Raw genomic sequence first — 23,764 nt, forward strand, 5'->3', positions numbered from 1 at the left:
CGGGGGAGGTTCCAGGGCCAGTGCCCCACGGCCTCCGCCCCCGATGCCCCGGCCGATTCCGCCACCGGTGTTCGGTGGGTTCCGGGAACCGATGCCCGGCGGATTCCGGGCCGGTATCCGGTGGCTCCGGCGGCGATGGTCCGGCGAATGTCGCCACCGGCGTTCGTGGTTTCCGGGGCTCGTGTGATCAGAAGACGGACAGGCCGGTCAGGGTGGTGAAGCGGTCCAGGGCCGCGACGCCGGCCACGGAGTTGCCGCGTTCGTCCAGGCCGGGGCTCCAGACGCACAGGGTGCAGCGGCCCGGTACGACGGCGATGATGCCGCCGCCGACGCCGCTCTTGCCGGGCAGGCCGACCCGGTAGGCGAAGTCGCCCGCGGCGTCGTACGTGCCGCAGGTCAGCATCACCGCGTTGACCTGCTTGGCCTGGCTGCGGCTGAGCAGCCGGGTGCCGTCGGCGCGGATGCCGTGCCGGGCGAGGAAGCCGGTGGCGAGGGCGAGGTCGGCGCAGGAGGCGGCGATGGAGCACTGGCGGAAGTACTGGTCGAGCAGGACCGGCACCTCGTTGTCGATGTTGCCGTAGGACGCCATGAAATGGGCGAGCGCGGCGTTGCGGTCGCCGTACGTGGTCTCGGAGGCGGCGACCTCCTGGTCGAAGTCCAGCGCGGGGTTTCCGCTCTCGGCGCGCAGGAAGTCGAGCAGTTCACCGGCCGCGTCCCCGGTACGGGTCTGGAGGCGGTCGGTGACGACGAGCGCGCCCGCGTTGATGAACGGGTTGCGCGGGATGCCGTTCTCGTACTCCAGCTGGACCAGGGAGTTGAACGGGTTGCCGGAGGGCTCGCGGCCGACGTGCTCCCACAGTTCGTCGCCCTCGCGGGCCAGGTCGAGGGCGAGGGTGAACACCTTGGTGATGGACTGCGAGGAGAACGGCTGCTGCCACTCCCCCACTCCGTACACCGTGCCGTCCAGCTCGGCGACGGCCATGCCGAACGTGCGGGGGTCGCACGCGGCCAGCGCCGGTATGTAGTCGGCGGCGCGGCCGCGGCCCGGTGTGTGCTCCAGTTCCTCGGCTATGCGCTCCAGGACCGGCAGGAAGGCGTGGGTCGACGTCGTTGTCATGATCACCATTGTGCCTCCGAACCGTTCCCGCAGCCCACTCGCCCCCGCCCTGGAATCATTCGTAACCGCAGGTCAGGCGGCCGGTGCCCCGCTGCCCGCGATGATCTCGGGGCGCAGCAGGGCGGCCAGCGTCCCGGCGGGCAGCAGGCCCTTCTCCAGGACCAGTTCGGCGACCCCGCGCCCGGTGGCGAGCGCCTCCTTGGCGATCTCGGTGGCCGCCGTGTAGCCGATGTGCGGGTTGAGCGCGGTGACCAGTCCGATGGAGTCCTCCACGCTCGCGCGCAGCCGCTCGGTGTTGGCGGTGATGCCGTCGACACAGCGCTCGGCCAGCGTCAGACAGGCCCGCTCCAGGTGGGTGATCGACTCCGACAGGGAGTGCAGGATGATCGGCTCGAAGGCGTTGAGCTGGAGCTGCCCGGCCTCGGCGGCCATGGTGATGGCGACGTCGTTGCCGATGACCTCGAAGGCGACCTGGTTGACCACCTCGGGGATGACCGGGTTGACCTTGCCCGGCATGATCGACGAACCGGCCTGCACCGGCGGCAGGTTGATCTCCCCGAGTCCGGCGCGCGGACCGGAGGACAGCAGCCGCAGGTCGTTGCAGCTCTTGGAGAGCTTGACCGCGATCCGCTTGAGCACCCCGGACATCTGCACGAAGGCCCCGCAGTCCTGGGTGGCCTCGACCAGGTTGGCGGCGGTGACCAGGGGCAGCCCGGTGATCGCGGACAGATGCCGGCGGGCGGCCTCGGCGTACCCGGACGGAGCATTGATTCCCGTACCGATCGCCGTGGCGCCCAGGTTGATCTCATGGATCAGCTCGACGGCCTCGGCGAGGCGGCTGCGGTCCTCCTCGATCATCACGGCGAACGCGGAGAACTCCTGACCGAGCGTCATCGGTACCGCGTCCTGCAACTGTGTACGGCCCATCTTGAGCACATCACGGAACTGCACGGACTTCCCCGCGAAGGAGTCCTGGAGTACAGCCATCGCCTTGAGCAGTCCACGGACCGCGAAGACCGTCGCTATCTTGACGGCGGTCGGGTAGACGTCATTGGTCGACTGGCTCAGGTTGACGTCCTCGTTCGGGTGTACATACATGTACTCGCCCTTGGCCCGGCCGAGCAGCTCCAACGCCCGGTTCGCGACGACCTCGTTGGCGTTCATGTTGGTGGAAGTGCCGGCCCCGCCCTGGATGACGTCCACGACGAACTGCTCGTGCAGCTCGCCCCGCCGGATCTCCTGGCAGGCGGCGACGATCGCGCGGGCCTTCTCCGGTGCCAGCAGGCCGAGTTCCTCGTTGGCGAGCGCGGCGGCCTCCTTCACGGCGGCCAGGGCGTCGATCAGATGCGGGTACGCCGAGATCGGCATGCCGGTGATGGGGAAGTTCTCGGTCGCCCGCAGGGTGTGGATGCCCCAGTAGGCGTCGGCGGGCACGTCCCGATCGCCGAGGAGGTCGTGTTCGCGCCGGGTGGTGGTCATGAGGGGTGATCCGCTTTCTTGGCTTCGGGAGGGGAAACGTCGGCGAGGGGTGATCTCAGGCGGGACCGGGCTCGTCCACCACGTGTACGGCGCCCACCGGGACCCCGCCGCCGAGCAGCGCCTGCCCCGCGAAGCCGGTCAGCAGGGCCGGGTCCACCCCGGCCCGCTCCAGTGCCCGGGCCGCGACCGGTATCCGCGCGCGGTCCGCGCCGTCCGCTATCTTCACGGCCACCGCCCGCCCGTCCGGCAGCGCGGCGACCTGGACGCCCTCGAAACCGTCCTTGGCGAGCAGCCCCGGCACGGCCCGCATCAGCGCGGCGACATCACGGCTCGCGCCGGACGCCATCTCCGCGTGGCCGCGCATCGCGTCGGCGACCCCGGCCTCCGCCGTGCCGGGCGCCGCCGAGGTGATCCGGGACAGCGCGCGGGCGAGCCCGTGCAGGGAGACGGCGAACAGGGGCGCGCCGCAGCCGTCCACGCTGGTGTGCGCGACCCGCTGTCCGGTGAGGTCCTCGACGGTCTCCCGGATCGCCTGCTGCAAGGGGTGCGCGGGGTCCAGGTAGTCCGGCAGGGACCAGTCGTTGAGGCGCGCGGTCCACAGCATCGCCGCGTGCTTGCCGGAGCAGTTCTGGGCGAGCCGGGAGGGCGTCCGCCCGGCGCGCACCCAGGTGTCGCGAACGGCGGGGTCGAAGGGCAGGTCGGGGACGTTGCGCAGATCGTCCTCGGCGAGTCCGGCCAGTTCGAGGATGCGCCGGGTACCGGCGAGGTGGCGCTCCTCGCCGGAGTGGCTCGCGGCGGCCAGGGACAGCAGTTCGCCGTCCAGCGGCAGCCCGGCCCGCACCATGGCGACGGCCTGGAGGGGTTTGACGGCCGAACGCGGGTAGAAGGCGGCCTCGATGTCGCCGACCTGGTGCTCGACGGTGCCGTCGGCGCCGAGGACGACGACGGAGCCGTAGTGGATGCCCTCGATGACACCGCCGCGGACGAGATGGGCGACGGGGGCGTGGCCGGGGGCGCGGACGACGGGCGCGTCGGCGGGGAAGCTGATGTCCATTTCTTTCTGCCTGTATCAAGAGGTCGGGGCGGCCGGTTCGCGGGTCACGCGGCGGCGCGCCGGTCGGGTGCGCGGGGTGCGGATCGCACGGGGGGGGGCGGGCACGGGCGTCGTACGGCCGTGCCCGGTGTCCCGGCGGCCGGCGGCGGAGGGGCACGGTGGTGTCTCCGGTGCCGGCGTCGGGGTGCCCGGGGGTCAGGGGCGGGCGACGCTCATGCCTCGGGCGCGCCGCTCGCGGCCGGGTCGGGCCGTCTGGGGCGCACGATGTCGGTGAGGGTGCGTTCGACGCGGTCCAGGTGGTGGCTCATGGCCGCGAGCGCGTCGTGCTCGGAGCCGTCGGCGAGCGCCTCGACGATGGCGCGGTGCTCGCGGTTGGACTGCTCGCGGCGGCCGCCGAGCTCGTTGAGGAAGGCCGACTGGCGCGCCAGGGCGTCGCGGATCTCCTCGATGACCCGGCGGAAGACCGGGTTCTGGGCGGCCTCGGCGACGGTGAGGTGGAAGAGGGTGTCCATCGCGACCCAGGCGATGGTGTCCGTCTCCCGCTCCATGCGGTCCAGCAGCTGGGCCAGCCGGTCCAGGTGGTCGGGGGTGCGGCGCAGGGCCGCGTACCCGGCGACCGGGATCTCGATGTGCCGGCGGACCTCCAGCAGGTCGCTGGCCGCGTAGTCGCCGAAGGTGGGGTCCTCCACGGCGTTGGCGACGACGAAGGTGCCCTTGCCGGTCCGGGAGACGGTGAGGCCCATCGCCTGGAGCGCGCGCAGCGCCTCGCGCAGCACGGGCCGGGAGACCTCCAGGGTGCGGCCCAGCTCGGCCTCGGAGGGCAGTTTGTCGCCGATGGCGTAGTCGCCGCGTTCGATGGCGCCGCGGAGGTGGCCGAGGACCGCTTCCATTGCGCTCACGCGCCGCGGACCCATACCACCTGTCTGGCTGTCTGACAGGTTCACGGGCCGATCCTGCGCGCTGCCCGCCCGCTCTGTCAAGGCGGCCGGTTCGGACCCTCGGCCGGGCCGCTGGAGGCGCCGGGAAACGCCCACGGGGTGCGGCGCCCGCATTCGGGCCGCCGCACCCCGTGGGGTGGCCTGGAGGTCAGGGCTCAGGCGTTGAGCGCACCGGTGGTGAGCAGGCCGATCAGGCCCAGCCCGATGATGATGCGGTAGATCACGAAGGCGTTGAAGGAGTGCTTGGCGACGAACTTCAGCAGCCAGGCGATCGAGGCGTAGGCCACGATGAAGGAGACGAGGGTGCCGACGGCCAGCGGGGCGGCGCCCACGCCCGCGCCCAGGGCGTCCTTCAGCTCGTAGATTCCGGCGCCGGTCAGCGCGGGGATGCCGAGGAAGAAGGAGAGGCGGGTCGCGGCGACGCGGTCCAGGTCCAGGATGAGCGCGGTGGACATGGTGGCGCCGGAGCGGGAGAAGCCGGGGAAGAGCAGGGCGAGGATCTGGGAGCAGCCCACCCACATCGCGTCCTTGAAGGACGTGTCGTCCTCACCGCGCTTGTGGCGGCCCATCTGGTCCGCGCACCACATCACACCGGAGCCGACGATCAGCGAACCGGCCACCACCCACAGCGAGGCCAGCGGCCCGTCGATCAGCGGCTTCGCGGCAAGGCCCACCAGGACGATCGGGATCGTCGCGGCGATCACCCACCAGGCGAACTTGTAGTCGTGGTGGTAGCGCTCCTCGCGGTTGGTCAGACCGCGGAACCAGGCGGAAACGATCCGCTTGATGTCCTTGAAGAAGTACACGAGCACGGCGGCGATGGCGCCGACCTGGATGACGGCGGAGAACCCGACGACGGACTTGTCGTCGACGGGGATGTTCATGAGCCCCTCGGCGATCTTGAGGTGGCCGGTGGAGGACACGGGGAGGAACTCGGTCACCCCCTCGACGACTCCGAGGACGACGGCCTGACCGACAGAGATGGCGCTCATGGGATCCAGTTCTGAGGAGAGTAGGTCGACAGTGTTGTAGACAGTACTTGCTGCGCCTGGCGGGGTGCCAAGCGCCCGGGTCTACACAGCGCCGGCGAGCCAGTACCCGGCGAAGGCCGCGGCCAGCCCGGTCGCCATGCCGACGACGACGTTCACCGAAGCGTAGAGGCCCGAGCCGGCCTCGGTCAGCCGCAGGGTCTCGTAGGAGAAGGTCGAGTACGTGGTCAGCGCCCCGCACAGCCCGGTACCGAGCAGGAGTTGCAGAGGGGGCCCCGCGGTCCCGGTGGCGACGGCGCCGGTGACGAGCCCGAGGATCAGGCTGCCGACGGCGTTCACCACCAAGGTGCCCCAGGGGAAGACCGAGTCGTGCCGGGACTGCACGGCGCGGTCGGTGAGGTAGCGCGCGGGCGCGCCGACCACGGCTCCGGCCACGACGAGCAGCCAGTTCACAACGGTTCCTCACCTTCCGGCCCGGCCGCAGCGGGGTCCGGCGCGGGCGCCCGGCCGACGTACCGTACGACCTCGCACTCGTCCAGTGTGACCAGGCCCTCGCGGACCAGTTCGTCCAGCTGGGGCAGGAAGGCCCGGACGCGCTCGTCGGTGTCCACGACGACCACCGCGACCGGCAGGTCCTCGCCGAGCGAGAGCAGTCGGGAGGTGTGGATGCGGGAGGAGGCGCCGTAGCCCTCGATACCCCGGAAGACGCTGGCGCCCGCGAGCCCGGCGGCGTGCGCGCGGTGCACGATCTCGCTGTAGAGCGGCTTGTGGTGCCAGGTGTCGTCCTCGCCGATGTACACGGTCAACCGCAGCGCGCGGCCGGTGAGCGAGGTCATGCCCGTTCCCTCCAGGTCAGCATCCGGCGGCCGATGGTGGAGGCGAGCCACACCGCGGTGAGGGCCGCGCAGGGCGTCGCCACCAGATAGACGAGGCCGACGCCGGGACGGCCGGCCTCGACGAGGCGGCGGATGTCGACGGCGTAGGTGGAGAAGGTGGTGAAGCCGCCGAGGACACCGGTGCCGAAGAAGGGGCGGACGAGGCGGTGGGCGGCCCAGACCTCGGTGATGAACACCATGAACACGCCCATCACGGCACAGCCGATGACGTTGATCCAGAAGGTCGCCCAGGGGAAGCTGTCGGGCGCGGCGGGCCAGGCGAGGCCGAGTCCGTAGCGGCCGCAGGCACCGAGGGCGCCGCCGACCGCGACCACCGCGACGACGGGGCCCTGGGCACGCCACCGCGTCCGCCGGCGCGGTGTGCGGCGGGCGCGAAGGGTGTCGGCTTCGGGGGTGGTCATCGTTCTTGCGTCTCCTGCTCGGCCGACCCCCGGTGGGTGATCATGGCCGCGCACCACATTACCGCCGGATCGGCCGCGCCCCGGCCATGGTGTGTTCCGTCCGCCGAGGGGTTCACCCGCGGGGAGCCGAACCGGTCAGGATTCGAGAAGCCGTGAGGGGCTCCCCCGGCCTAGCGTGGGAGCACCGAAGGGGTTCCCGTCGGGCCTCATACCCCGGCCCTTCGACCCGTTGGCTCTTCGGACCCTTTGCCCCCTTGACCCTTTGACCCTTTGACCCTTTGACCCGCAAGGAGTGAGTCATATGACCGCCGGTGTGCAGACGATCATCTACCCCGTCAAGGACCCGGAGCGGGCCAAGGCCCTGTTCGGCGCGCTGCTGGGCGTCGAGCCGTACGCCGACGAGCCCTACTACATCGGGTTCAAGGCCGGGGGCCAGGACGTCGGCCTCGACCCGAACGGGCACGCGCAGGGCCTGACCGGACCGGTGCCGTTCTGGCACGTCACCGATCTGCGGGAGCGGCTGGCGGCACTGGTGGCGGCGGGCGCGGAGATCGTCCAGGACGCCCGGGACGTCGGCAACGGCCGGCTCGTGGCCTCCGTGAAGGACGCGGACGGCAACATGGTGGGGCTGCTCCAGGATCCCGTCACCGAAAAGTAGTTGCACTCTCAACGAGTGGCTGGATCGGTGCTACCGTGCCGGTATGGCAGTGAAAACCGCCGATGCCCGGCTCGAGGAACGCTGGCGGGACATCCTCGCCGTGCACGCGCGCACGATGTGCGAGATCGACCGTGCGCTGCACCCCTACGGGCTGGGCGCCAGCGACTTCGAGGTGCTGGACCTCCTGGCCGCCGAGTCCCCCCGCGACGGCGACCACTGCCGGGTGCAGAACCTGGTCGGGCGGGTGCATCTCAGCCAGAGCGCCCTGTCCCGGCTGATCGGCCGGCTGGAGAAGGACGGCCTGGTGGAACGCTCGGTGTGCGCCGAGGACCGCCGGGGTGTCTGGGTCGCCCTCACCACCAAGGGCCGGGGCCTGCACACCGAGGTGCTGCCGGTGCAACGGGCCGTCCTCGGGCGGATGTTGGCCGAGCCGGAGGGCGAGCGGCCCCGACCGGACCCGGGAGAAAAGCCCTAGACGGTCTCCGGCGGGTCGTCCGGGCGCCGGTCCACCGGGCGGCGCGGCGGGATCGGGGTCGTCGGGAAGTCGCGGGGGCCGGTCCACAGGGACGGTACGGCGTCGCAGCGGCGGCACAGTTCATAGGCGACGGCCTCGTAGTTGACCCGCCAGCCACGGAAGTGGGGCCATGCCTCCTCGGAGGTGCGCTCGGCGCGGAAGCCGGTCGAGTCCAGCATCGCCACGGCCGCGTCGAACTCGGCGTAGGTGAGCCGGATGGGCGCGCTCGGCGCGGGGTCCTCCTCGAAGGGGGCACGGACCGCGCGGGCGATGTCGCGCAGGGCGCTGAACCCGGCCCGCAGCACCAGGCGGGCCTCCGGCGGCGCGGACTTCGGGTCCAGGGCGAGCTGGAGCGCCGCCGCGTCCATCACGGCGACCAGCCCCACCAGCCAGCTGCGGTACGGGCGCGGGGAGCGGAACGTCAGCAGCACCGGGTAGGTGGAGTGGCTCTCGCCCATGTCCGAGGCCAGCCGCTCCCAGGCCCGGTACAGCTCCGGCAGCGCGGTCTCGGTGTCGACCAGCCACTGCCGGGCCAGGATCTCCGGGCCCCAGGAGGGCTCGCCCGCCCGCGCCTGGAGGAGGGTGACCTCGACCTCGCGGCGGTTGTAGGCGGCGTAGAGCGTGGGCAGGTAGGCGATCTGGAGCGCGATCAGGACCGGTCCCGTGGCCGCCGCGAAGAAGTCGAGGATCGACAGCTTCCACCGGGCGCCGCTGGCGAAGCCGAGGGTGAACAGGCTGGATCCGGCCTCGCGGAACGCGGTCGTCCAGGTCAGTGAGGACAGCGCGAACAGCAGCAGGCCGAAGCCGAGCAGGGCGCCGATGAGCCAGCTGGCGAGCATGCCGATCAGCATGAGGGGCGCCAGCCAGGTCTGGGCGCGGTCGATGGCCTCGTAGTCACCGCCGGTTGTGGTCAGCCTGAGGAGTCTGCGCAGCAGCCACCACAGGCGGAAGACCAGCGTGGAGTAGAGGCCCCTCGGGACGACGAGGGTGCGCAGGATGCTGCTCAGCACGGCGAGGAGCAGCAGGGCGCCCGCCGTGCCGGCGATGTATTCCATGAGGGTATTTTGGCGCCCGCGGGGGATGGTGATCGACTTCGGGCGCGACCGCCGGTGCGTGGTGGCCTGTCGCGCGCGTCCCCGCGCCCCTCGGGGGCGCCCTCAGCGGGCCAGCAGAGTCCGCACCCCCTGGGACGTCAGCGTGAGCGCGTGCTCCGAGCTGCCGTCTATCGCCAGGGAGATCTCCTCGTCGGGCCACTGCGAGGCTAGCGCGCCCAGCGGGATGAGGCGGTAGCGGGAGACGAAGGGCAGCAGTTCGGCCATCTCGTTCTCCGTGGTGAAGACGGGGACGACCGGGTCTCCCCCGGGCTGTTCCAGGATGGGCAGGGCCACCGTCGTGGCGTCGGCGCCCTCGCCGTCGATCGCGTCGTCCGGCACGGGGACGAGCACGTCGCTGTGGGCGAGGGTGTCCAGGGCCCTCTGGTCCTCGGCGTTGGCGACCAGGTCGTCCAGCGCCTGCTGGGCCGGCGTCGGAAGGGCGTCGTGTGCGGGTGTCTCCATGGCAGATCCCCTGGTAGCGGTGGTCGTACGGGCCACCCGGACGGACTGCCCGGGCGGGCTCCCGCCTCGCGTACCCGGTGCGGACCCGGGGCATGCGTGCGAACCGGAAGAGGCGCGGAGCGGGACCCCGACTCGGACATGCGTACGAAACAGGGGGCCCGGGCGCACGGGGTGCGAGGCGGTGCTCAGGCCCGAAGGACCTCCTCGCCCGGTGCCGGGCTCGGGGCCAGGGCCTCCTGGGCGCGCACCCGGCGCCGGCCGAGCAGCAGGGTGCCGAGGAAGGAGAGGGCGAGGGCGACCACGACGCCCAGGTTGGCGTACGCCCACGCGCCGGTGCGGCCGCCGAGGCCCAGCGGTCCGAGGAGGTAGCCCTGCCAGCCCAGCCAGTGCGCGGCGGTGTTGGTGACCAGGCCCCAGCCGACGGCCGTGGCGGCGAGGGTGAGCAGCGGGGGCACCAGCGGGACGTCGCCGTAGCGGCCGTGCGGGCGGAACAGGTCGCCGTCGTCGTAGTTGCGGCGGCGCAGCGCGAGGTCGGCCAGCATGACGCCGGACCAGGCGGCGATGGGGACGCCGAGCGTGGTGAGGAACCCCATGAACTGGCCGAGGAAGCCACCGGCGAAGAACACGATGTAGATCGACCCGGCGATCATCAGGCAGCCGTCCCAGAGCGCGGCCAGATAGCGGGGCACGCGCAGCCCGGCGGAGAGCAGGGCGAGGCCGGAGGAGTAGATGTCGAGGACGGCGCCGCCGACCAGGCTGAGCACGGCGACCACGGCGAACGGCACCAGGAACCAGGTGGGCAGGATCGTGGTCAGGGCACCGATCGGGTCGTCGGCGATGGACCGGCTCAGCTGCGGCGAGGACCCGGCCAGCAGCACGCCGAAGACCAGCAGCAGCACCGGCGCGAGCGAGCCGCCGAAGGTGGTCCAGCCGATCACGCCCCGGCTGGAGGAGTCGCGGGGCAGATAGCGGGAGTAGTCGGCGGCGGCGTTGATCCAGCCGAGGCCGAAGCCCGCCATCATGAACACCAGCGCGCCGATCACCTGCTGCGCGGAACCGCCCGGCACCGCCTTGACGGCGTCCCAGTCGACCTGGTGGGCGACGAGGCCGACGTAGACGAGGGTGAGCACGCCGGTGATCACGGTGATGACGGTCTGGAGCCGCATGATCAGGTCGAAGCCGATGACACCGGCGACGACGGTCAGCGCGGCCACCACCATGAGGGCGACCACCTTGGTCTCGGTGCCGCCGCCCCAGCCGAGGCTGGTGAAGACGGTCGCGGTGGCCAGGGTGGCGAGCGAGATGAGGGCGGTCTCCCAGCCGACGGTGAGCATCCAGGAGACCACCGACGGCAGCCGGTTGCCGCGCACCCCGTAGGCGGCGCGGCTGAGCACCATGGTGGGCGCCGAGCCGCGCTTCCCGGCGACCGAGACGAAGCCGCACAGCAGGAACGAGACGACGATGCCGATGGTGCCCGCGACGAGCGCCTGCCAGAAGGAGATGCCGAAGCCGAACGCGAAGGCGCCGTAGCTGAGCCCGAGCACGGAGACGTTCGCCCCGAACCAGGGCCAGAACAGCATGCGCGGGGTACCCCTGCGGTCCGCGTCCCCGATCACGTCGAGCCCGTGCGTCTCCAGCTGGATCGGGCGGGCGGCGGCTCTGTTGTCGGTGATGCCGAGGGGGTCGTGCGGATGCGTCATCACGGCCTACCTGTCTGACGTGTCGAGATCACGCTAGGTCGGCACCGCGGGGGCCGCAACGCAAGGCACTCGGGATCTCTCGTCGGCCGCGGCCCTCCTCGACGTCCTGCCCGGGACTCTCCTCGGCGCGGCTCTGGTTCGACGGATGAGGTAGGCGCGCCGCCGCCCCGGCGGCGTGGCGTGCGCGGGCCCCGTGCCGTCCCCGGCGAGGATGGCGCTCGGCAGAGGCCGGCTCTCAGGCGGGTGGTGCGGGTATGACGGTGAACCGTGTCGGCCTGGTCGTGCACGGCGGGCGCGCCGAGGCGCGGGCGGCCGCGGGGGCGGTGCGCGACTGGTGCGCGGAGCACGCGGTGGAGTGCACCGACATCGACGTGTGGCAGGAGGGCGCCCGGCACAGCGCCCGCGCGGAGGTCGACGCGGCGGGCGACCCGGACCTGATCGTCACCCTCGGCGGCGACGGCACCTTCCTGCGCGGCGCCCGGCTCGCCGCGGAGAACGACGCCCTGGTGCTCGGCGTGGACCTCGGGCGGGTCGGCTTCCTGACCGAGGTGCCGGCCCCCGCCGTACGGGCGGCGCTGGACGCCGTGCGCGAGGAGCGGATCACCGTGGAGAGCCGGATGCTGCTCACCATGCGGGCATCGTGCCGCCTTGAGGTGCCCGCGCAGATGGAGGCGCTGATGCGGTACGGCCGCGGGCCGATGCTGCCGCCGCCCCGGGTGCGGGTGGACTGCGCGGCGGGCGGCGACTGGGGTGTCGCGCTGAACGTCACCGCGCTCAACGACGTCGTCCTGGAGAAGCTGGCCCGGGACCGGCAGGTGTCGGTGGCGGTGTATCTGGCGGGCCGGCTGCTCGCCTGCTACTCGGCGGACGCGCTGCTGGTCGCCACGCCCACGGGTTCCACGGCCTACAGCTTCGCCGCCGGGGGCCCGGTGGTCTCCCCGCGCGCGGAGGCGCTGGTCTTCACCCCGGTGGCCCCGCACATGGTGTTCAACCGCTCGGTCGTGGCCGCCCCGGACGAGCCCGTCGCCCTGCGGGTGCTGGAACGCTCGGGCCGGGCCGCGGTCAGCATCGACGGCCAGCTGCGCGGGGTGCTGGGTCCCGGCGACTGGATCGGCGTGTACGCGGCGCCCCGGCGGCTGAAGGCGGTACGGCTGGGTCCGATGGACTTCTACGGCCGGCTGCGTGAGCGCATGAACCTCACCGACGCCCCGGCCGCGCTCGCCGACGGCCGCGCCGCCCCGCTGTGGCCGGTGACCTCGCCACGCCCGGCCGACCTCGCCCATCTGGCGCTGCCTGGCGCACCGGATGTCACCGCCGAGCCCCCTCCTGGAGGCGCGCCCCCGCCGGAGTGACCCGGGCGCGCGCCGCTCGGCCTCGGAGACGGTCCGCCGGACACGCTCGCGGGCGGCGTCCGCGAGCCGGTCGCGTTGCTTCGCGAACCGGGGCGCGAGCGTCGCCCGGAGGGTCACGCCGTCCCACCGCAGGCCGGGGTGTTCCACCACGGCGCCGACTGTACGGCGCGCGCGGTTCAGTCGAACAGGCCCTGGTTGCCTTCCTTGCGCACCACGCACAGCGCCCAGATGGTGAACGCGGCGAGGGCGATCATCACGATCGACCAGACCGGGTAGTACGGCAGGGACAGGAAGTTGGCGATGATGATCAGCGCGGCGATCACCACACCGGCCGCCCGCGCCCAGGTCGACACCTTCATGAGTCCCAGGCCGACGATGACGGCCACGGCACCCAGGACGAGGTGCACCCAGCCCCAGCCGGTGAGGCTGAACTGGAAGACATAGCTGCGGGTGGCGAGGAAGACGTCGTCCCGGGCGATCCCCATGATGCCGCGGAAGATGTCCAGGACGCCGGTGAGCAGCAGCATCACCGCGGCGAACGCGGTCAGCCCGGTGGCCCACAGGTCCTTGGTGGTGGGCTCGCGCGTGGTGCCGGCGCCGGTGCCGGCACCAGGGCCGCTGCCGGGGCCGGTGTTGTGGTGTGCGTGGGGTGCGGTCATCGTGCCACCTCGATTCTCTCCGGTGTGCGGTAGGTCGGTGCGGGGCGGTTCAGTGCGGGGAGGGGGAGGAGACGGATCCCGAGCGGCCGGATCCGGTGGATTCCGGCCCCGTGCCTCCGGACGCGCCCGCCGATGGGCCCGTGGACGGTCCGTGGGCGGCGAACACCATGTCCTTCGCCTTGCGGAACTCGTCCTCCGTGATGTCACCGCGGGCCTTCATCTCGGACAGCCGGGTGAGTTCGTCGGCGCTGGAGGTGCCGCCCCGTGCGGTCTCGCGGACATAGCTGTCGAACGCGCGCTGCTGGGCGCGGGCCTGCTCCACCTCGCGGCGGCCCATGCCCTTGCCGCGGGCGATCAGATAGACGAAGACGCCGAGGAACGGCAGTACGACGACGCACACCAGCCAGGCGGCCTTGGCCACGCCGCCCAGGGAGTCGTCGCGGAAGATGTCCATGACCACCCGGAAGAGCAGCACGAACCACATGATCCACAGGAAGAACACCAGCATGGACCAGAAGACGCTCAGCGCCGGATAGTCGTACGCGAGGTAGGTCGGGACGCTCATGTCGCTCCCTCCGTCCCGGGTCCGCGCCCGGTAGTCGGTCGTCCACCGTTCTCAGGCTGCGCTTCGGCGGGAGAAGGACGCTTCACCCTGCGCGGGTGAACGGCGGCCGGCTCCGGGGCCCGGGGGGCTTCGGTGCGCGGTCGTCGCCGAGGTGCGGCCCCGCCGGGATCGTGCTCCGGTCCGGGGACGGGCCGCGGGGGCCGTACGGACCCGGGTCGCGCGAGGGAGGTCATGGCTCCTCCGTCCCGTGCCCGAGGCCGCTCCCGGCCGGCCGGCGGGGCCTTGTGCGGGGACCTCACCAGGACAGCGTCGCCCCTGACGGCCCGTACGGGATCACCCCTGGCGGGTGATCCCGTACGGGGGCCGGGGCGCTGAGGTGGGTAGCGGGCGCAGGCGGGCCCGCCTGCCCGTGAGCGGCGGAAGAGGCACGCGATGACCGATCCAGCGAGGCGCGCCCGGTCGAAGGACGCCCGGCGCTCCCTGTACAGCGGGTCGGAACGCCGGGCCGCGGCCGCGTCCTTCGCACGGACGGTGGCCATCCTGACCGCCCTGATCGTCGCCTACTATCTGGTGCCGCTGGACGCCCGCACCACCCTGGCGACGGCCCTTCTGCTGCTGTGCGGGCTGCTCGCGGTCGCGCTGGTCTTCGGCTGGGAGGCCTGGCTGATCATGAACGCGCCGTACCCCCGGCTGAAGGCGGTGGAGGCGCTGGTCGCCACGGTGGGCCTGTACCTGGTCGTCTTCGCCAGCGTCTACCACATCATCGAACACGACGCCCCCGGTTCCTTCTCCGAGCCGCTGACCAGGACCGACGCCCTGTACTTCACGCTGACCACGTTCACCACCGTGGGCTACGGCGACATCACCGCGCGCTCGGAGGCGGGCCGGGTGACGGTGATGTGCCAGATGGCGGGCGGACTGCTGCTGGTGGGTGTGGCCGTACGGCTGCTCGCGGCGGCGGTGAACGCGGGGCTGCGCCGCAAGGGGCGGGAGCCCTAGGGGGTTCAGGGTTCTCACTGCGGGGCCTGGCGCATCTCCAGGACGCGCAGGCCGAGGGACTGGCAGCGGGCGAGCAGGCCGTACAGATGCGTCTCGTCCAGGACGCGGCCGAACAGGATGGTGTGGCCGGACACCACCACGTGGTCCAGCTCGGGGAACGCCTTGGCCAGCGTCTCCGTCAGCTCGCCGTCGACGCGAATCTCGTAGCGCATGAGGTGCCTTCCCCGCGTGCCGCGGACGGGCGTACCCGGCCCTCTTCCTGCGATCCTGCGCCCCGCTCCGGCGCCGGGCCTCACCCGTCGCAGGTGATGTGGGCCCGCGCGGTCACAGCAGGCCCATTTCGCGGGCGCGGTGCACGGCGTCGTGCCGGCGGTTCACGCCCAGCTTGCGGTAGGCGCTCTTGAGGTGGGTCTTGACCGTGTTGACGGACACGAAGAGGTCGGCGGCGATCTCCTCGGTGGACATCATCTCGGCGAGCCGGACCAGCACATCACGTTCCCGGGCGCTCAACTCCTCGACCATCGGCGGCGGTTCGGGCACGGCCGCGGTGCCGTCCGGGGAACCGGCGCCGGGCAGCAGCCAGCCCTCGGCGAGCGGGCGCAGCGCCGGGGTGGCGAGCAGTGGCCGCAGCCAGGGGCCCGCCTCCTTGAAGGGGCGGCGCAGCCGGTCCCGCCGGGCCTCGCGCAGCGCCCGCGAAACGAGCCGCCGCCGGGCCTCCCGGTCGCCCCCGGCCCCGGCGAGCTCCGCCTCGACCAGGGCCGACCGTACGGCGATCAGGGGGCCGGGGGCGTCCTGCGGGCCCATCCGGTCGAGCAGATCCTGGGCGTGCGCCGGGCGGCCCGCCGCCAGCTCCGCCTGTGCCGCGCCCACCAGGCACAGCGGGTCCTCGCCGGGCAGTTCCGTCAGCAGCTTGACGGCCAACTCGGGCCGTCCGTCGGCGAGATGGGCACCCGCGGCCACCAGCGCCGCGTGCGCCTCTGCCCAGGGGGACGGCTCCTCGGCGAGGACGGTCCGGTCGGCCGCCTCCAGAGCGCCCTCCGTGTCCCCCCGGGCGAGCAGCAGGCGCGCGGTGACCAGGGCGTGCAGCGCCCGGGCCACCGGGTCGCGCGCCGGGGGCCGGGCGTCGGCCGCGTCGGGCGGCGCGTCCAGGGGGGGTGGGGAGGGGAGAGTTCGTCGCGGTCCGTCGCGACGGCGGCCAGCACGAGGGGGGCCGGGCCGACCCCGGGGAACGTGGCGGGGTCCGTGTGGTCGGCGGCGGCGAGCGCGGCGAGGGCCTTGCGTTCGGCGCGGCCGGGGCGGCCGTCGAGGTGGTCGAGCAGGGCGAGATGGGCGAGGCACTCCTCGCGGACCTGGGCCGTCGAGGGGCGCCCCGGTGCCGCCGGGGTCCGCGTCCTGACCGGGGGCGCCGGTTCCGGGGCCCGCACCTGTGCCGATGCCGTCGGTGTCGTACGGCCGTGGTCCGTCACCGCGGTCAGGGCCGCGCGCGCCTCCGCGAACCGTCCGGCCCACAGACGGGCCGCGCCGAGGTGGGCGCGCAGCAGGGCGGTCAGCTCGGGGTGCCGGTCCAGGAGCCGGCCGGGGACCTCCTGCTTCAGCTCCTCGGCGCGGCGGGCGGCGGCCTCGGCGCGCGCGGGGGAACCGGTCAGCCGGGCGGCGAGGACGTGCAGAAGGGCGCAGCCGAGCCGGGCGGCGGCCACCTCGGCCGGGTCGGGCTGCCCCCGGTGCCGCACCTGGTGCCGCTCGTGGGCGGGCCCGTCCGGTCCCCGGGGCGGCCGGTTCGGGGCGGCTTCCAGCTCCCGCGTGGCCCGTTCCAGGGACGGCAGGCCCCGGTCGAGGTCGCCGAGGGAGAGCGCGCGGGCGGCGCGGACGAGGTCGGTGGCCGGGGTCCACGGCTCGGGGCCCATGGCGGCGAAGAGCGCGGCCAGGGGCTCGGCGCGCGGTCCGGTGAGCAGTTCACCGAGGGCGAGGTCGCCGACGAGGGCACCGGCGGCGGCCGCCCAGTCGCCCGCCGCGGCGGCGTGCTCCAGGGTCTCGCCGAGCGGTCCGTGGCGCCGCAGCCAGGCCGCCGCCCGGCGGTGCAGCTCGGTCTCCAGACCGGGGTGGCGGGCCCGCAGATGGGCGCGCAGGATCTCCCGGAACAGCGGGTGCAGCCGGAACCAGGAGTGCCCGAGGTCCTCCACGAAGGCGTTCTCGCGGTGCAGCGCGGTGAGGATCAGCTCGGCGTCGGCGCGCCCGGTGAGCGCGTCGGCGAGGGCGGGGCAGAACCGGTCGAGGACGCTGATCCGCAGCAGCAGGTCCTGGGTCTCGGCGCGCTGCCGCCGCAGCACCTCGGCGATCAGATAGTCGCCGATGGTGGTGCGGTCGGCCTCGAACTCCTTCAGATACGACCGCGGGTCGCGCTCCCCCTGCGCGGCCAGGGCGCTGAGCCGCAGCCCCGCGGCCCAGCCCCGGGTGCGGGCCAGCAGCGCCCCGATCTCGTCGGGCGGCAGCCGCATGCCGTGCAGGGCCAGCAGGTCGAAGGCCTCCTCGGGGGTGAAGGCCAGTTCGTCGTTGCGGATCTCGGTGACGGCGTCGGCCGCCCGGTAGCGGTGCAGCGGCAGCAGCGGCTCGGTGCGGGTGACGAGGACCAGGCGTACGCCGGTGTCCGCGTGCCGGAGCACGAACTCCAGCTGGTCGGCGATCTCCGGGTCGGTGACGCGGTCGTACTCGTCGATGACCGCGGTCACCGGTGCCTCGCGGGCGCTGAGTTCGGCCGCGAGCCGGGTGAGCAGCGCATCGTCCACGCGGCCCGCCTCGGCAGGCAGGCCCACCTCGGCGGAGAGGGTCACCCCGGCCAGCCGCAGGGCCTGGAGGAGGTAGGCCCAGAAGGTGCCGCGGCCCTTGTCGGCCATCTGCGCGGTGAGCCAGGCGACCGGGGTGCGCCGGGTCGCGGCCCAGTCGGCGACCAGCAGCGTCTTGCCCGCCCCCGCCGCTCCGCCGACCACGGTCAGCGGGGTGCGCGGGGCCAGGTCCAGATGTCCGAGCAGCCGGTCGCGGCGCAGATAGGTCACCGGGAGGGTGGGGATCGCGAACCGTGTCCGCAGGAACGGATCCCCACAGGGATCGGCGGGCCCGTAGGGGTCCGCTCCGGTCTCGTCCGGCACGCCCATGGTGGTCACCACCATCGTCGTCGGGTCGCGGACAGCGCGCTCCGCTCCTCCCCCCAGGATCACCCCTGGGGGGAGGAGCGCCACACGAGACGGTGGTGCCCGGCGCGGGGCGGCTCAGTCCGCGGTGTTCGCGGTCTCCGCGGTGGACGAGGCGCGGCGCGGCAGCTTCCAGTTCGGGCGCGGGAAGTGGCAGGTGTAGCCGTTCGGGTAGCGCTCCAGGTAGTCCTGGTGCTCGGGCTCCGCCTCCCAGAAGTCGCCGACCGGCGCCAGCTCGGTGACCACCTTGCCGGGCCACAGCCCGCTGGCCTCGACATCCGCGATGGTGTCGACGGCGGTGCGGTGCTGCTCCTCGCCGTCATAGAAGATCGCGGAGCGGTAGCTGCGCCCGATGTCGTTGCCCTGGCGGTCCCGGGTGGTCGGGTCGTGGATCTGGAAGAAGAATTCCAGGACGTCGCGGTAGCTGGTGACCGCGGGGTCGTACCGGATCTCGATGGCCTCGGCGTGGTCGCCGTGGTTCCGGTAGGTGGCGTTCGGGGTGTCGCCGCCGCTGTAGCCGACGCGGGTGGCGACCACGCCGGGCTGCTTGCGGACCAGATCCTGCATGCCCCAGAAACAACCGCCCGCCAGTACGGCTCGTTCGGTTCCCGCTGTCATCGGTCGCTCCCTGTTTCGTCCGGCCCCGCACCCCTGTTGACGTGCCGGGGGCACGGTCATCCAGCGTAATACCGCCCGCGCGCAAGGGGCGAAGGGCCACCGGTTCGCGCGCGGGCGGCGCGGTCAGGCGCGCACGCGGGGCAGCAGCCGGTCGAGGCGGCGCGGTATCCACCAGTTGGCGCGGCCCATCAGGAACATCGCGGACGGCACCAGGACCAGCCGGACCACCGTGGCGTCCACGATCACGCTGATCGCGAGGCCGAGCGCCAGCATCTTGACGACCACGGTCGGCGAGGCGGTGAAGGACAGGAACACCGCGGTCATGATCAGGGCCGCGGCGGAGATCACCCGGGCGGTGGCGGACAGCCCCTCCCCCACGGCGAGCCGGTTGTCACCGGTGCGGTGCCAGGCCTCGGCGATCCGCGACAGCAGGAAGATCTCGTAGTCCATGGACAGCCCGAACACGATCGCGAACATCATCATGGGGACGTACGACTCGATGGGCACCGGTTCCGACAGGCCGAGCAGCGCGTCGCCCCAGCCCCACTGGAAGACGGCGACGAGGACGCCGTAGGACGCGGCGGTGGTGAACAGGTTCAGGACGACGGCCTTCAGCGGGATCACCAGGCTGCGGAAGACGACCAGGAGCAGCAGGAAGGCGAGGACCAGCACGATCCCGATGACGAGCGGCAGCCGCTCGCCGACGGTGGCGCGGAAGTCGGCCTGTCCGGCCACGGTGCCGGTGAGGTAGGCGCGGGCGCCGGTGCCGTGCAGGGCGCCGGGCAGGGCCCGGTCGGAGAGGGTGTCGAGCAGGGTGCCGGTGGCGGCGTCCTGGGGGCCGGTGGCCGGGGTGAGTGTGGTGACGAGGATCCGGCCGTCGGGGCTGGCCCGTACGGGGGTGAAGGCGGCGACCCCGTGGGTGGTCCTGAGGGCGTCGGTCACCTCGGTGGTGATCCGGTCGGCGGGGGCGTGCGCCCGGCTCAGGTCGATCACGGTGACGACCGGGCCGTTCGCGCCCTTGCCGAAGCCCGGTCCGTCGGCGGCCGCGATCCAGTCGTAGGCCGTACGGGTGCTGCTGCCGGGCCGGTCCGCGCCTGCGTCCACATGGCCGAGGCGCAGCGACAGCGCCGGTGCGGCGCAGACCGCGAGGAGGGCGGTACCGGCGGCGAGGAAGAGCCAGGGGCGGCGGGCGACGAGGGCGGCGTAGCGGTTGCCGCCGGGGCGTGCGCCGGTGCCCTCGGCGACGGGGCGGCGGCGCAGCCGGACCCGGTCGATCCGGGTGCCGATCAGGCCCAGGGCGGCCGGGACCAGGGTGAGGGCGGCGGCCGCGGTGACGACGACGGCGAGGGTGGCCGCGAGCCCGATCCGGCCGATGAAGCTCAGTCCGCACGCGTAGAGGCTGAGCATGGCGACGGCGACGGTGAGGGCGGCGATGAGCACCGCGCGGCCGCTGGTGCGGGCGGTGCGGGCGGCGGCGGTCACGGGGTCGTGGCCGTCGATCAGGTCCTGCCGGAAGCGGGTGGTCAGGAACAGGGCGTAGTCGATGCCCACGCCGAGGCCGATCATGCCCGCGAGGGTCATGGCGGAGGTCGCGAAGGAGACGACACCGGCGACGACACCGACCACGCCGAGTCCTACGCCGACGCTGATCAGCGCCGTGACCAGGGGCAGCAGCGCGGCCAGCACACTGCCGAAGGCGAGCAGCAGGATGACGAGGGCGGTGGCGACGCCGACGCCCTCGCTGAGCTTGTCGTTCGCGGGCTGCCGTACGACCTGGTCGAGATCGCCGCCGTAGGCGACGCCGAGGCCCGCCGCGCGGGCGGGCGCGGTCGCCGCGTCGAGCCGGGCGGTGTAGTCGTGGCCGAGGTTCTTCAGCTGCTCGTCGAAGGTGACGGTGGTCTCGGCGGTGTGCCCGTCCGTGCTGGTCACGGGCGCCCCGACGGCCGTGACATGGGGCAGCCCGCGCAGTTCGGCGAGGGTGCGGTCGAGCCCGGGGCGCCGGTCGGCCACGGTGCCCGCCCCGGTGTGGAAGACGACCTCGCCGCTCGGGCGGCCCGCCTGCGGCAGGGAGCGGGCGAGCAGGTCGGCGCCGGTGTGGGAGGCGGTGCCGGGCAGGCTGACCTGGTCGCTGAAGACGGGTCCGACGAGGTGCCGGCCCGTGAGGGCGGCGACGAGGATCAGCAGCCAGACGGCGATGACGGTCAGGGGATGCCGGGCGCAGCGGCCGCCCGGCCGGCCGAGAAGGCCGGGGTCGGCGGGGCCCGGGGTGTTCTCCGGGACGGTCGGGCCCGATTCGGGGGGCGCCGGGGGTTGTGCGGTGGATCGGGGCACCGGGGTCTCCAAAGCTGTCCGGGAAAAGTGTCACGACTGACACGAACTCTAGGGAGAAAATGTCATGCGTGACAATTGGCATCCATGACAGTTTGCGCAAGGTTTGCGGACGCGATCGCGCCGCAGAGGGGGCACCGGTGGCACGGAGGTGGCACGCGTGCCGATTGACAGTCGCGACACCAGGACGGGAGGCTTCGGCCATGGCTAGTGAGACCACCCCCGCCGGACTGCGCGAACGCAAGAAGGAGGAGACGCGCCGCCTGCTGCTGGAAGGGGCCGCGCGGCTGTTCAGGGAGCGGGGGTTCGAGGCCACCACGGTCGCGGACATCGCCGCGTACGCGAACGTCTCCGTGCGCACGTTCTTCCGCTACTTCGAGAGCAAGGAAGAGGTGCTGCTGCCGGACGGCGTGCAGATCTTCGCGTACGTGGAACGGGCGCTGGCCGCGCGGCCGATGGGCGAGGAGCCGCTGGACGCGGTGTGCGCCGCGCTGCTGGAGGCGGCCAAGCCGTTCTCGGCGTCCACACTGACCGCGCTGACCCGGCCGCTCGGGGACGTGGAGAACGTGATCACGGCCCGGCTCGTGCAGGCCTTCGCCGACTTCGAGGAGCGGCTCGCGGTGCTGGTGCGGCACCGGCTGCCCCGGGACGCGCCCGACGCCGATCTGCGGGCGGCCGTGATCGCGGGCGCCGCGCTCTCCGCCGTACGCGCGGTGCTGCGCACCCGGCGGGCGAACCGCGCGGCGGGCGTCGAGGACACGCAACCGGAGCCGCTGCGGCGGGCGTTCGGGATCCTGCGGGAGATCGGCGGCCGGGAGGACGCGTGAGGGCGGGCGGGAGAACGTGTGAGGGCGGGCGGGACCGATCCGCTACCCGCTCCCTCAGCGGGGGCGCTGGAACTCCGGGTTGACCCCCTGGGCGGTCCCCCCGCCCAGGGGGTGTCGGCCGGGCCGGGTCACATCTTCGCGCCGAAGTCCTGCGTCCACCAGGGGCCGCCCGCGCCCTTGTGCACGCCGACGCCGATGTTCTTGAAGGCGCAGTTGAGGATGTTGGCGCGGTGCCCGGAGCTGTGCATCCAGGAGTCCATCACGGAGGCCGGGGTCTGCTGGCCCATGGCTATGTTCTCGCCGTACGTCGACCACCGGTAACCCGCGGCGGTGATGCGCTGCCCGGGGTCCACGCCGTCCGGGTTGACGTGGTCGAAGAAGTTCCGCGCGGCCATGTCGTCGGAGTGCGCCTGCGCCGCCTGCTGGAGCTGGGGATCCGCCGTCAGCGGGGAGCAACCGGCGCTCGCGCGCTCCTTGTTGACCAGCGCGATCACCTGGCTGACGGTGTCACCGGCCGGCGCGGGCGCGGTGGTGCGCACCGGGGCCTGCGGGACGGTCGGGCGCGGCGCCGGCGTGCTCTTCCGCGTCGGGCTCGGACTCGGGCTCCCGGTCGCCTTCTTCTTCGGCTCCTTCGGCTTCTTCGGCTTCCCGGACTTCGAGGCGGACGGCGAGGGCGACGCCGAGGTGGGTACGGCGCTGGGCGCGGAGAGGTCCGCCACGGAGGCGTTCGCGCTCCGCTCGGCGGTGGTGTCACCGCTGCCGGACCCGGCGTCCATGCCGAAGTACCAGAGGCCGCCGCCCGCGACACAGGCCACGACGACCCCACCGACGACCCGGCGCCGCATGCGCCTGCGGCGGCGGGACGCGCCGCGCGTGCCGCCGCGTCCGTCACCGTGCCCGCCCGAACGGGCGCGTGCCGCCGCGTCCGTCACCGTGCCCGCCCGAACGGCCGCGCGCGGCCCGCCGCCCGCCCCCGGAACCGGAAACCGAACCCGATGCCGAACCCGATGCCGAGCCCGCGCCCGAACCCGGGCCGCCGGACCCGGTCGAGGCGTCGTACGGGGAGGCCACCGCGACCGGCGCCATCCCGGCGAAGGCGGACGCGGAGCGCACCGCGGCGAGCAGCGCGGGCGCCGCGGCGACCAGCGCGAGTCCGGCCAGCAGCCCCTCCGCGGGCATCAGTCCGCTCCACAGCCCGGAGCAGCGCGAGCAGCCGCGCGCGTGCCGGGCGATGCGCTTGCGCCACAGCGCCGAGGGCTTGCCGTCCCAGGCGGCCAGCACGCCCCGCAGCTCCTCGCAGCGCGGCCGCGCGTCGAGCGCCCGTACCACCACCCGGGCCGCCTCCAGCTGGGCCTTCATCCGCTGCACGCGGACCGCGGTGTGCTCCGGCGTCAGCTCCAGGGCGGCGGCGACCTCGGCGCGGGTCAGCTCGCCCGCGCACTCCAGCCACCACAGCGACAGCAGCCCCCGGTCCTCGGGCTCCAGCCAGCGCGTGGCGTGCGCGGTCTCCTGGCGCTGGCCCGACAGCTGCAGCTGCACCACCGTCAGGTCCACGAAGTCGGCGCCCGGGTCGGCCAGGTCGTACGCCTCCTCCACGGCGGCGGGCGCGGACTGGCGGTCCTGCCAGTGGCCGCGGACCTGGTTCATCGCGATCGCGACCAGCCAGGAGCGGAAACGCTCGGGGGCACGCAGTCCGCCCAGGCCGTCGAGGGCGCGCAGCATGGTCTCCTGCACCACGTCATCGACGTCCACCGAGCCGTTCAGCGCCCGCCCCACGATGTTGTAGACCAGCGGCAGATAGGCGCTGACCAGGGCGTCCTGGGCCGCCGCGTCGCCCTCGCGGGCCGCGATCACCAGGGCCGCCGTCTGCACCGCGTCCGTGTGCCGTGTGCTCATCAGATGTTTCCCGTCCTCGACGCCGAACGATTG

The 23,764-nt window shown here is 73.3% G+C and carries 21 protein-coding genes and 2 pseudogenes; 5 read left to right on the plus strand and 18 right to left on the minus strand.

All coding sequences use genetic code 11. The annotated features are described in order from the left end of the window. Positions 1 to 187: 187 nt before the first annotated feature. The 8 genes from ACLF5H_RS29475 to crcB (ACLF5H_RS29510) all read right to left on the minus strand — a co-directional run bounded on the left by ACLF5H_RS29475 (position 188) and on the right by crcB (ACLF5H_RS29510) (position 6,874). Entirely contained in the window at positions 188 to 1,126 is a 939-nt protein-coding gene (locus tag ACLF5H_RS29475; RefSeq protein ID WP_421679030.1) for a glutaminase, read from the minus strand. Between the two features lie 63 nt (positions 1,127 to 1,189). After that, a complete protein-coding gene (aspA, locus tag ACLF5H_RS29480) occupies positions 1,190 to 2,596 on the minus strand; it encodes an aspartate ammonia-lyase (protein WP_421679031.1) in 1,407 nt (468 codons plus the stop codon). A 55-nt stretch (positions 2,597 to 2,651) separates the two neighbouring features. After that, positions 2,652 to 3,650, minus strand: a complete 999-nt coding sequence (locus tag ACLF5H_RS29485; RefSeq protein WP_421679032.1) for an asparaginase — start codon at positions 3,648 to 3,650, stop codon at positions 2,652 to 2,654. Positions 3,651 to 3,862: 212 nt separating this feature from the next. Continuing rightward, positions 3,863 to 4,540 (minus strand): FadR/GntR family transcriptional regulator, encoded by a 678-nt coding sequence (locus ACLF5H_RS29490; protein WP_421679155.1) that lies wholly within the window; start codon positions 4,538 to 4,540, stop codon positions 3,863 to 3,865. A 203-nt stretch (positions 4,541 to 4,743) separates the two neighbouring features. Next, entirely contained in the window at positions 4,744 to 5,580 is an 837-nt protein-coding gene (locus ACLF5H_RS29495) for an undecaprenyl-diphosphate phosphatase (RefSeq protein WP_361669894.1), read from the minus strand. An 81-nt stretch (positions 5,581 to 5,661) separates the two neighbouring features. After that, positions 5,662 to 6,030: a fluoride efflux transporter CrcB gene (gene crcB, locus ACLF5H_RS29500; protein ID WP_421679033.1), complete on the minus strand. Its 369-nt coding sequence runs from the start codon at positions 6,028 to 6,030 to the stop codon at positions 5,662 to 5,664. After that, complete coding sequence (locus ACLF5H_RS29505) at positions 6,027 to 6,413, minus strand: DUF190 domain-containing protein (RefSeq protein ID WP_421679034.1); 387 nt, start codon at positions 6,411 to 6,413, stop codon at positions 6,027 to 6,029. Before ACLF5H_RS29505 ends, crcB (ACLF5H_RS29500) begins: the two co-directional genes overlap by 4 nt. Beyond that, positions 6,410 to 6,874, minus strand: a complete 465-nt coding sequence (gene crcB, locus ACLF5H_RS29510; RefSeq protein WP_421679035.1) for a fluoride efflux transporter CrcB — start codon at positions 6,872 to 6,874, stop codon at positions 6,410 to 6,412. Before crcB (ACLF5H_RS29510) ends, ACLF5H_RS29505 begins: the two co-directional genes overlap by 4 nt. A gap of 301 nt (positions 6,875 to 7,175) precedes the next feature. Here crcB (ACLF5H_RS29510) and ACLF5H_RS29515 point away from each other — a divergent pair, with 301 nt between their 5' ends. Beyond that, positions 7,176 to 7,532 (plus strand): VOC family protein, encoded by a 357-nt coding sequence (locus ACLF5H_RS29515; RefSeq protein WP_421679036.1) that lies wholly within the window; start codon positions 7,176 to 7,178, stop codon positions 7,530 to 7,532. Between the two features lie 43 nt (positions 7,533 to 7,575). Then, positions 7,576 to 8,007: a MarR family winged helix-turn-helix transcriptional regulator gene (locus ACLF5H_RS29520; protein ID WP_421679037.1), complete on the plus strand. Its 432-nt coding sequence runs from the start codon at positions 7,576 to 7,578 to the stop codon at positions 8,005 to 8,007. Here ACLF5H_RS29520 and ACLF5H_RS29525 read toward each other — a convergent pair. The 3 genes from ACLF5H_RS29525 to ACLF5H_RS29535 form a co-directional block, all read right to left on the minus strand. Continuing rightward, positions 8,004 to 9,101, minus strand: coding sequence for a hypothetical protein (locus ACLF5H_RS29525; protein WP_421679038.1), 1,098 nt, complete (start codon positions 9,099 to 9,101; stop codon positions 8,004 to 8,006). The two genes, ACLF5H_RS29520 and ACLF5H_RS29525, sit on opposite strands and share 4 nt — an antisense overlap. A 102-nt stretch (positions 9,102 to 9,203) precedes the next feature. After that, positions 9,204 to 9,602 carry an SseB family protein gene (locus tag ACLF5H_RS29530; protein ID WP_037655818.1) on the minus strand — a complete coding sequence of 133 codons (399 nt, stop codon included), beginning with the start codon at positions 9,600 to 9,602 and terminating at the stop codon, positions 9,204 to 9,206. 185 nt (positions 9,603 to 9,787) lie between these two features. Further along, positions 9,788 to 11,302, minus strand: a complete 1,515-nt coding sequence (locus tag ACLF5H_RS29535; RefSeq protein WP_421679039.1) for a purine-cytosine permease family protein — start codon at positions 11,300 to 11,302, stop codon at positions 9,788 to 9,790. Between the two features lie 254 nt (positions 11,303 to 11,556). Between ACLF5H_RS29535 and ACLF5H_RS29540 the strand changes: the two genes are divergently transcribed. Beyond that, positions 11,557 to 12,654 (plus strand): NAD(+)/NADH kinase, encoded by a 1,098-nt coding sequence (locus ACLF5H_RS29540; protein ID WP_421679040.1) that lies wholly within the window; start codon positions 11,557 to 11,559, stop codon positions 12,652 to 12,654. Positions 12,655 to 12,830: 176 nt separating this feature from the next. Here ACLF5H_RS29540 and ACLF5H_RS29545 read toward each other — a convergent pair whose 3' ends face one another. After that, complete coding sequence (locus tag ACLF5H_RS29545; protein WP_421679041.1) at positions 12,831 to 13,313, minus strand: DUF7144 family membrane protein; 483 nt, start codon at positions 13,311 to 13,313, stop codon at positions 12,831 to 12,833. A 49-nt stretch (positions 13,314 to 13,362) separates the two neighbouring features. Further along, the gene (locus ACLF5H_RS29550) at positions 13,363 to 13,878 is read right to left on the minus strand and encodes an SHOCT domain-containing protein (protein ID WP_421679042.1); all 516 of its coding nucleotides are present in this window, start codon (positions 13,876 to 13,878) and stop codon (positions 13,363 to 13,365) included. A gap of 432 nt (positions 13,879 to 14,310) precedes the next feature. Here ACLF5H_RS29550 and ACLF5H_RS29555 point away from each other — a divergent pair, with 432 nt between their 5' ends. After that, the gene (locus ACLF5H_RS29555) at positions 14,311 to 14,877 is read left to right on the plus strand and encodes an ion channel (protein ID WP_421679043.1); all 567 of its coding nucleotides are present in this window, start codon (positions 14,311 to 14,313) and stop codon (positions 14,875 to 14,877) included. A gap of 14 nt (positions 14,878 to 14,891) precedes the next feature. Here the strand turns inward: ACLF5H_RS29555 and ACLF5H_RS29560 are convergent, their stop codons facing one another. The 4 genes and pseudogenes from ACLF5H_RS29560 to ACLF5H_RS29575 all read right to left on the minus strand — a co-directional run bounded on the left by ACLF5H_RS29560 (position 14,892) and on the right by ACLF5H_RS29575 (position 21,011). After that, positions 14,892 to 15,089 carry a hypothetical protein gene (locus ACLF5H_RS29560; protein ID WP_085563090.1) on the minus strand — a complete coding sequence of 66 codons (198 nt, stop codon included), beginning with the start codon at positions 15,087 to 15,089 and terminating at the stop codon, positions 14,892 to 14,894. 112 nt (positions 15,090 to 15,201) lie between these two features. Continuing rightward, a pseudogene (locus tag ACLF5H_RS29565) lies at positions 15,202 to 18,026 on the minus strand (LuxR C-terminal-related transcriptional regulator). Positions 18,027 to 18,140: 114 nt separating this feature from the next. Beyond that, the gene (gene msrA / locus ACLF5H_RS29570) at positions 18,141 to 18,680 is read right to left on the minus strand and encodes a peptide-methionine (S)-S-oxide reductase MsrA (RefSeq protein ID WP_421679044.1); all 540 of its coding nucleotides are present in this window, start codon (positions 18,678 to 18,680) and stop codon (positions 18,141 to 18,143) included. A 123-nt stretch (positions 18,681 to 18,803) separates the two neighbouring features. Further along, on the minus strand, positions 18,804 to 21,011 hold the full coding sequence (locus ACLF5H_RS29575; RefSeq protein ID WP_421679045.1) for an MMPL family transporter: 2,208 nt from the start codon (positions 21,009 to 21,011) through the stop codon (positions 18,804 to 18,806). Positions 21,012 to 21,211: 200 nt separating this feature from the next. On the opposite strand from ACLF5H_RS29575, the gene ACLF5H_RS29580 reads away from it, so the two are divergent. Continuing rightward, positions 21,212 to 21,835: a TetR/AcrR family transcriptional regulator gene (locus ACLF5H_RS29580; RefSeq protein ID WP_421679046.1), complete on the plus strand. Its 624-nt coding sequence runs from the start codon at positions 21,212 to 21,214 to the stop codon at positions 21,833 to 21,835. 128 nt (positions 21,836 to 21,963) lie between these two features. Here the strand turns inward: ACLF5H_RS29580 and ACLF5H_RS29585 are convergent. Continuing rightward, positions 21,964 to 23,731, minus strand: a pseudogene (locus ACLF5H_RS29585) (sigma-70 family RNA polymerase sigma factor). Positions 23,732 to 23,764 lie beyond the last annotated feature (33 nt).

The sequence above is a fragment of the Streptomyces sp. LaBMicrA B280 genome, assembly GCF_049222185.1.
GTDB lineage: Bacteria > Actinomycetota > Actinomycetes > Streptomycetales > Streptomycetaceae > Streptomyces > Streptomyces murinus.

What these genes read in the sequence shown, in the direction of transcription:
- ACLF5H_RS29475 (WP_421679030.1), bottom strand. Translation starts at nt 1,126, where the DNA reads ATGGTGATCATGACAACGACGTCGACCCACGCCTTCCTGCCGGTCCTG.
- aspA (WP_421679031.1), bottom strand. Translation starts at nt 2,596, where the DNA reads ATGACCACCACCCGGCGCGAACACGACCTCCTCGGCGATCGGGACGTG.
- ACLF5H_RS29485 (WP_421679032.1), bottom strand. Translation starts at nt 3,650, where the DNA reads ATGGACATCAGCTTCCCCGCCGACGCGCCCGTCGTCCGCGCCCCCGGC.
- ACLF5H_RS29490 (WP_421679155.1), bottom strand. Translation starts at nt 4,540, where the DNA reads ATGGAAGCGGTCCTCGGCCACCTCCGCGGCGCCATCGAACGCGGCGAC.
- ACLF5H_RS29495 (WP_361669894.1), bottom strand. Translation starts at nt 5,580, where the DNA reads ATGAGCGCCATCTCTGTCGGTCAGGCCGTCGTCCTCGGAGTCGTCGAG.
- ACLF5H_RS29505 (WP_421679034.1), bottom strand. Translation starts at nt 6,413, where the DNA reads ATGACCTCGCTCACCGGCCGCGCGCTGCGGTTGACCGTGTACATCGGC.
- crcB (WP_421679035.1), bottom strand. Translation starts at nt 6,874, where the DNA reads ATGACCACCCCCGAAGCCGACACCCTTCGCGCCCGCCGCACACCGCGC.
- ACLF5H_RS29515 (WP_421679036.1), top strand. Translation starts at nt 7,176, where the DNA reads ATGACCGCCGGTGTGCAGACGATCATCTACCCCGTCAAGGACCCGGAG.
- ACLF5H_RS29520 (WP_421679037.1), top strand. Translation starts at nt 7,576, where the DNA reads ATGGCAGTGAAAACCGCCGATGCCCGGCTCGAGGAACGCTGGCGGGAC.
- ACLF5H_RS29525 (WP_421679038.1), bottom strand. Translation starts at nt 9,101, where the DNA reads ATGGAATACATCGCCGGCACGGCGGGCGCCCTGCTGCTCCTCGCCGTG.
- ACLF5H_RS29530 (WP_037655818.1), bottom strand. Translation starts at nt 9,602, where the DNA reads ATGGAGACACCCGCACACGACGCCCTTCCGACGCCGGCCCAGCAGGCG.
- ACLF5H_RS29535 (WP_421679039.1), bottom strand. Translation starts at nt 11,302, where the DNA reads ATGACGCATCCGCACGACCCCCTCGGCATCACCGACAACAGAGCCGCC.
- ACLF5H_RS29540 (WP_421679040.1), top strand. Translation starts at nt 11,557, where the DNA reads ATGACGGTGAACCGTGTCGGCCTGGTCGTGCACGGCGGGCGCGCCGAG.
- ACLF5H_RS29545 (WP_421679041.1), bottom strand. Translation starts at nt 13,313, where the DNA reads ATGACCGCACCCCACGCACACCACAACACCGGCCCCGGCAGCGGCCCT.
- ACLF5H_RS29550 (WP_421679042.1), bottom strand. Translation starts at nt 13,878, where the DNA reads ATGAGCGTCCCGACCTACCTCGCGTACGACTATCCGGCGCTGAGCGTC.
- ACLF5H_RS29555 (WP_421679043.1), top strand. Translation starts at nt 14,311, where the DNA reads ATGACCGATCCAGCGAGGCGCGCCCGGTCGAAGGACGCCCGGCGCTCC.
- ACLF5H_RS29560 (WP_085563090.1), bottom strand. Translation starts at nt 15,089, where the DNA reads ATGCGCTACGAGATTCGCGTCGACGGCGAGCTGACGGAGACGCTGGCC.
- msrA (WP_421679044.1), bottom strand. Translation starts at nt 18,680, where the DNA reads ATGACAGCGGGAACCGAACGAGCCGTACTGGCGGGCGGTTGTTTCTGG.
- ACLF5H_RS29580 (WP_421679046.1), top strand. Translation starts at nt 21,212, where the DNA reads ATGGCTAGTGAGACCACCCCCGCCGGACTGCGCGAACGCAAGAAGGAG.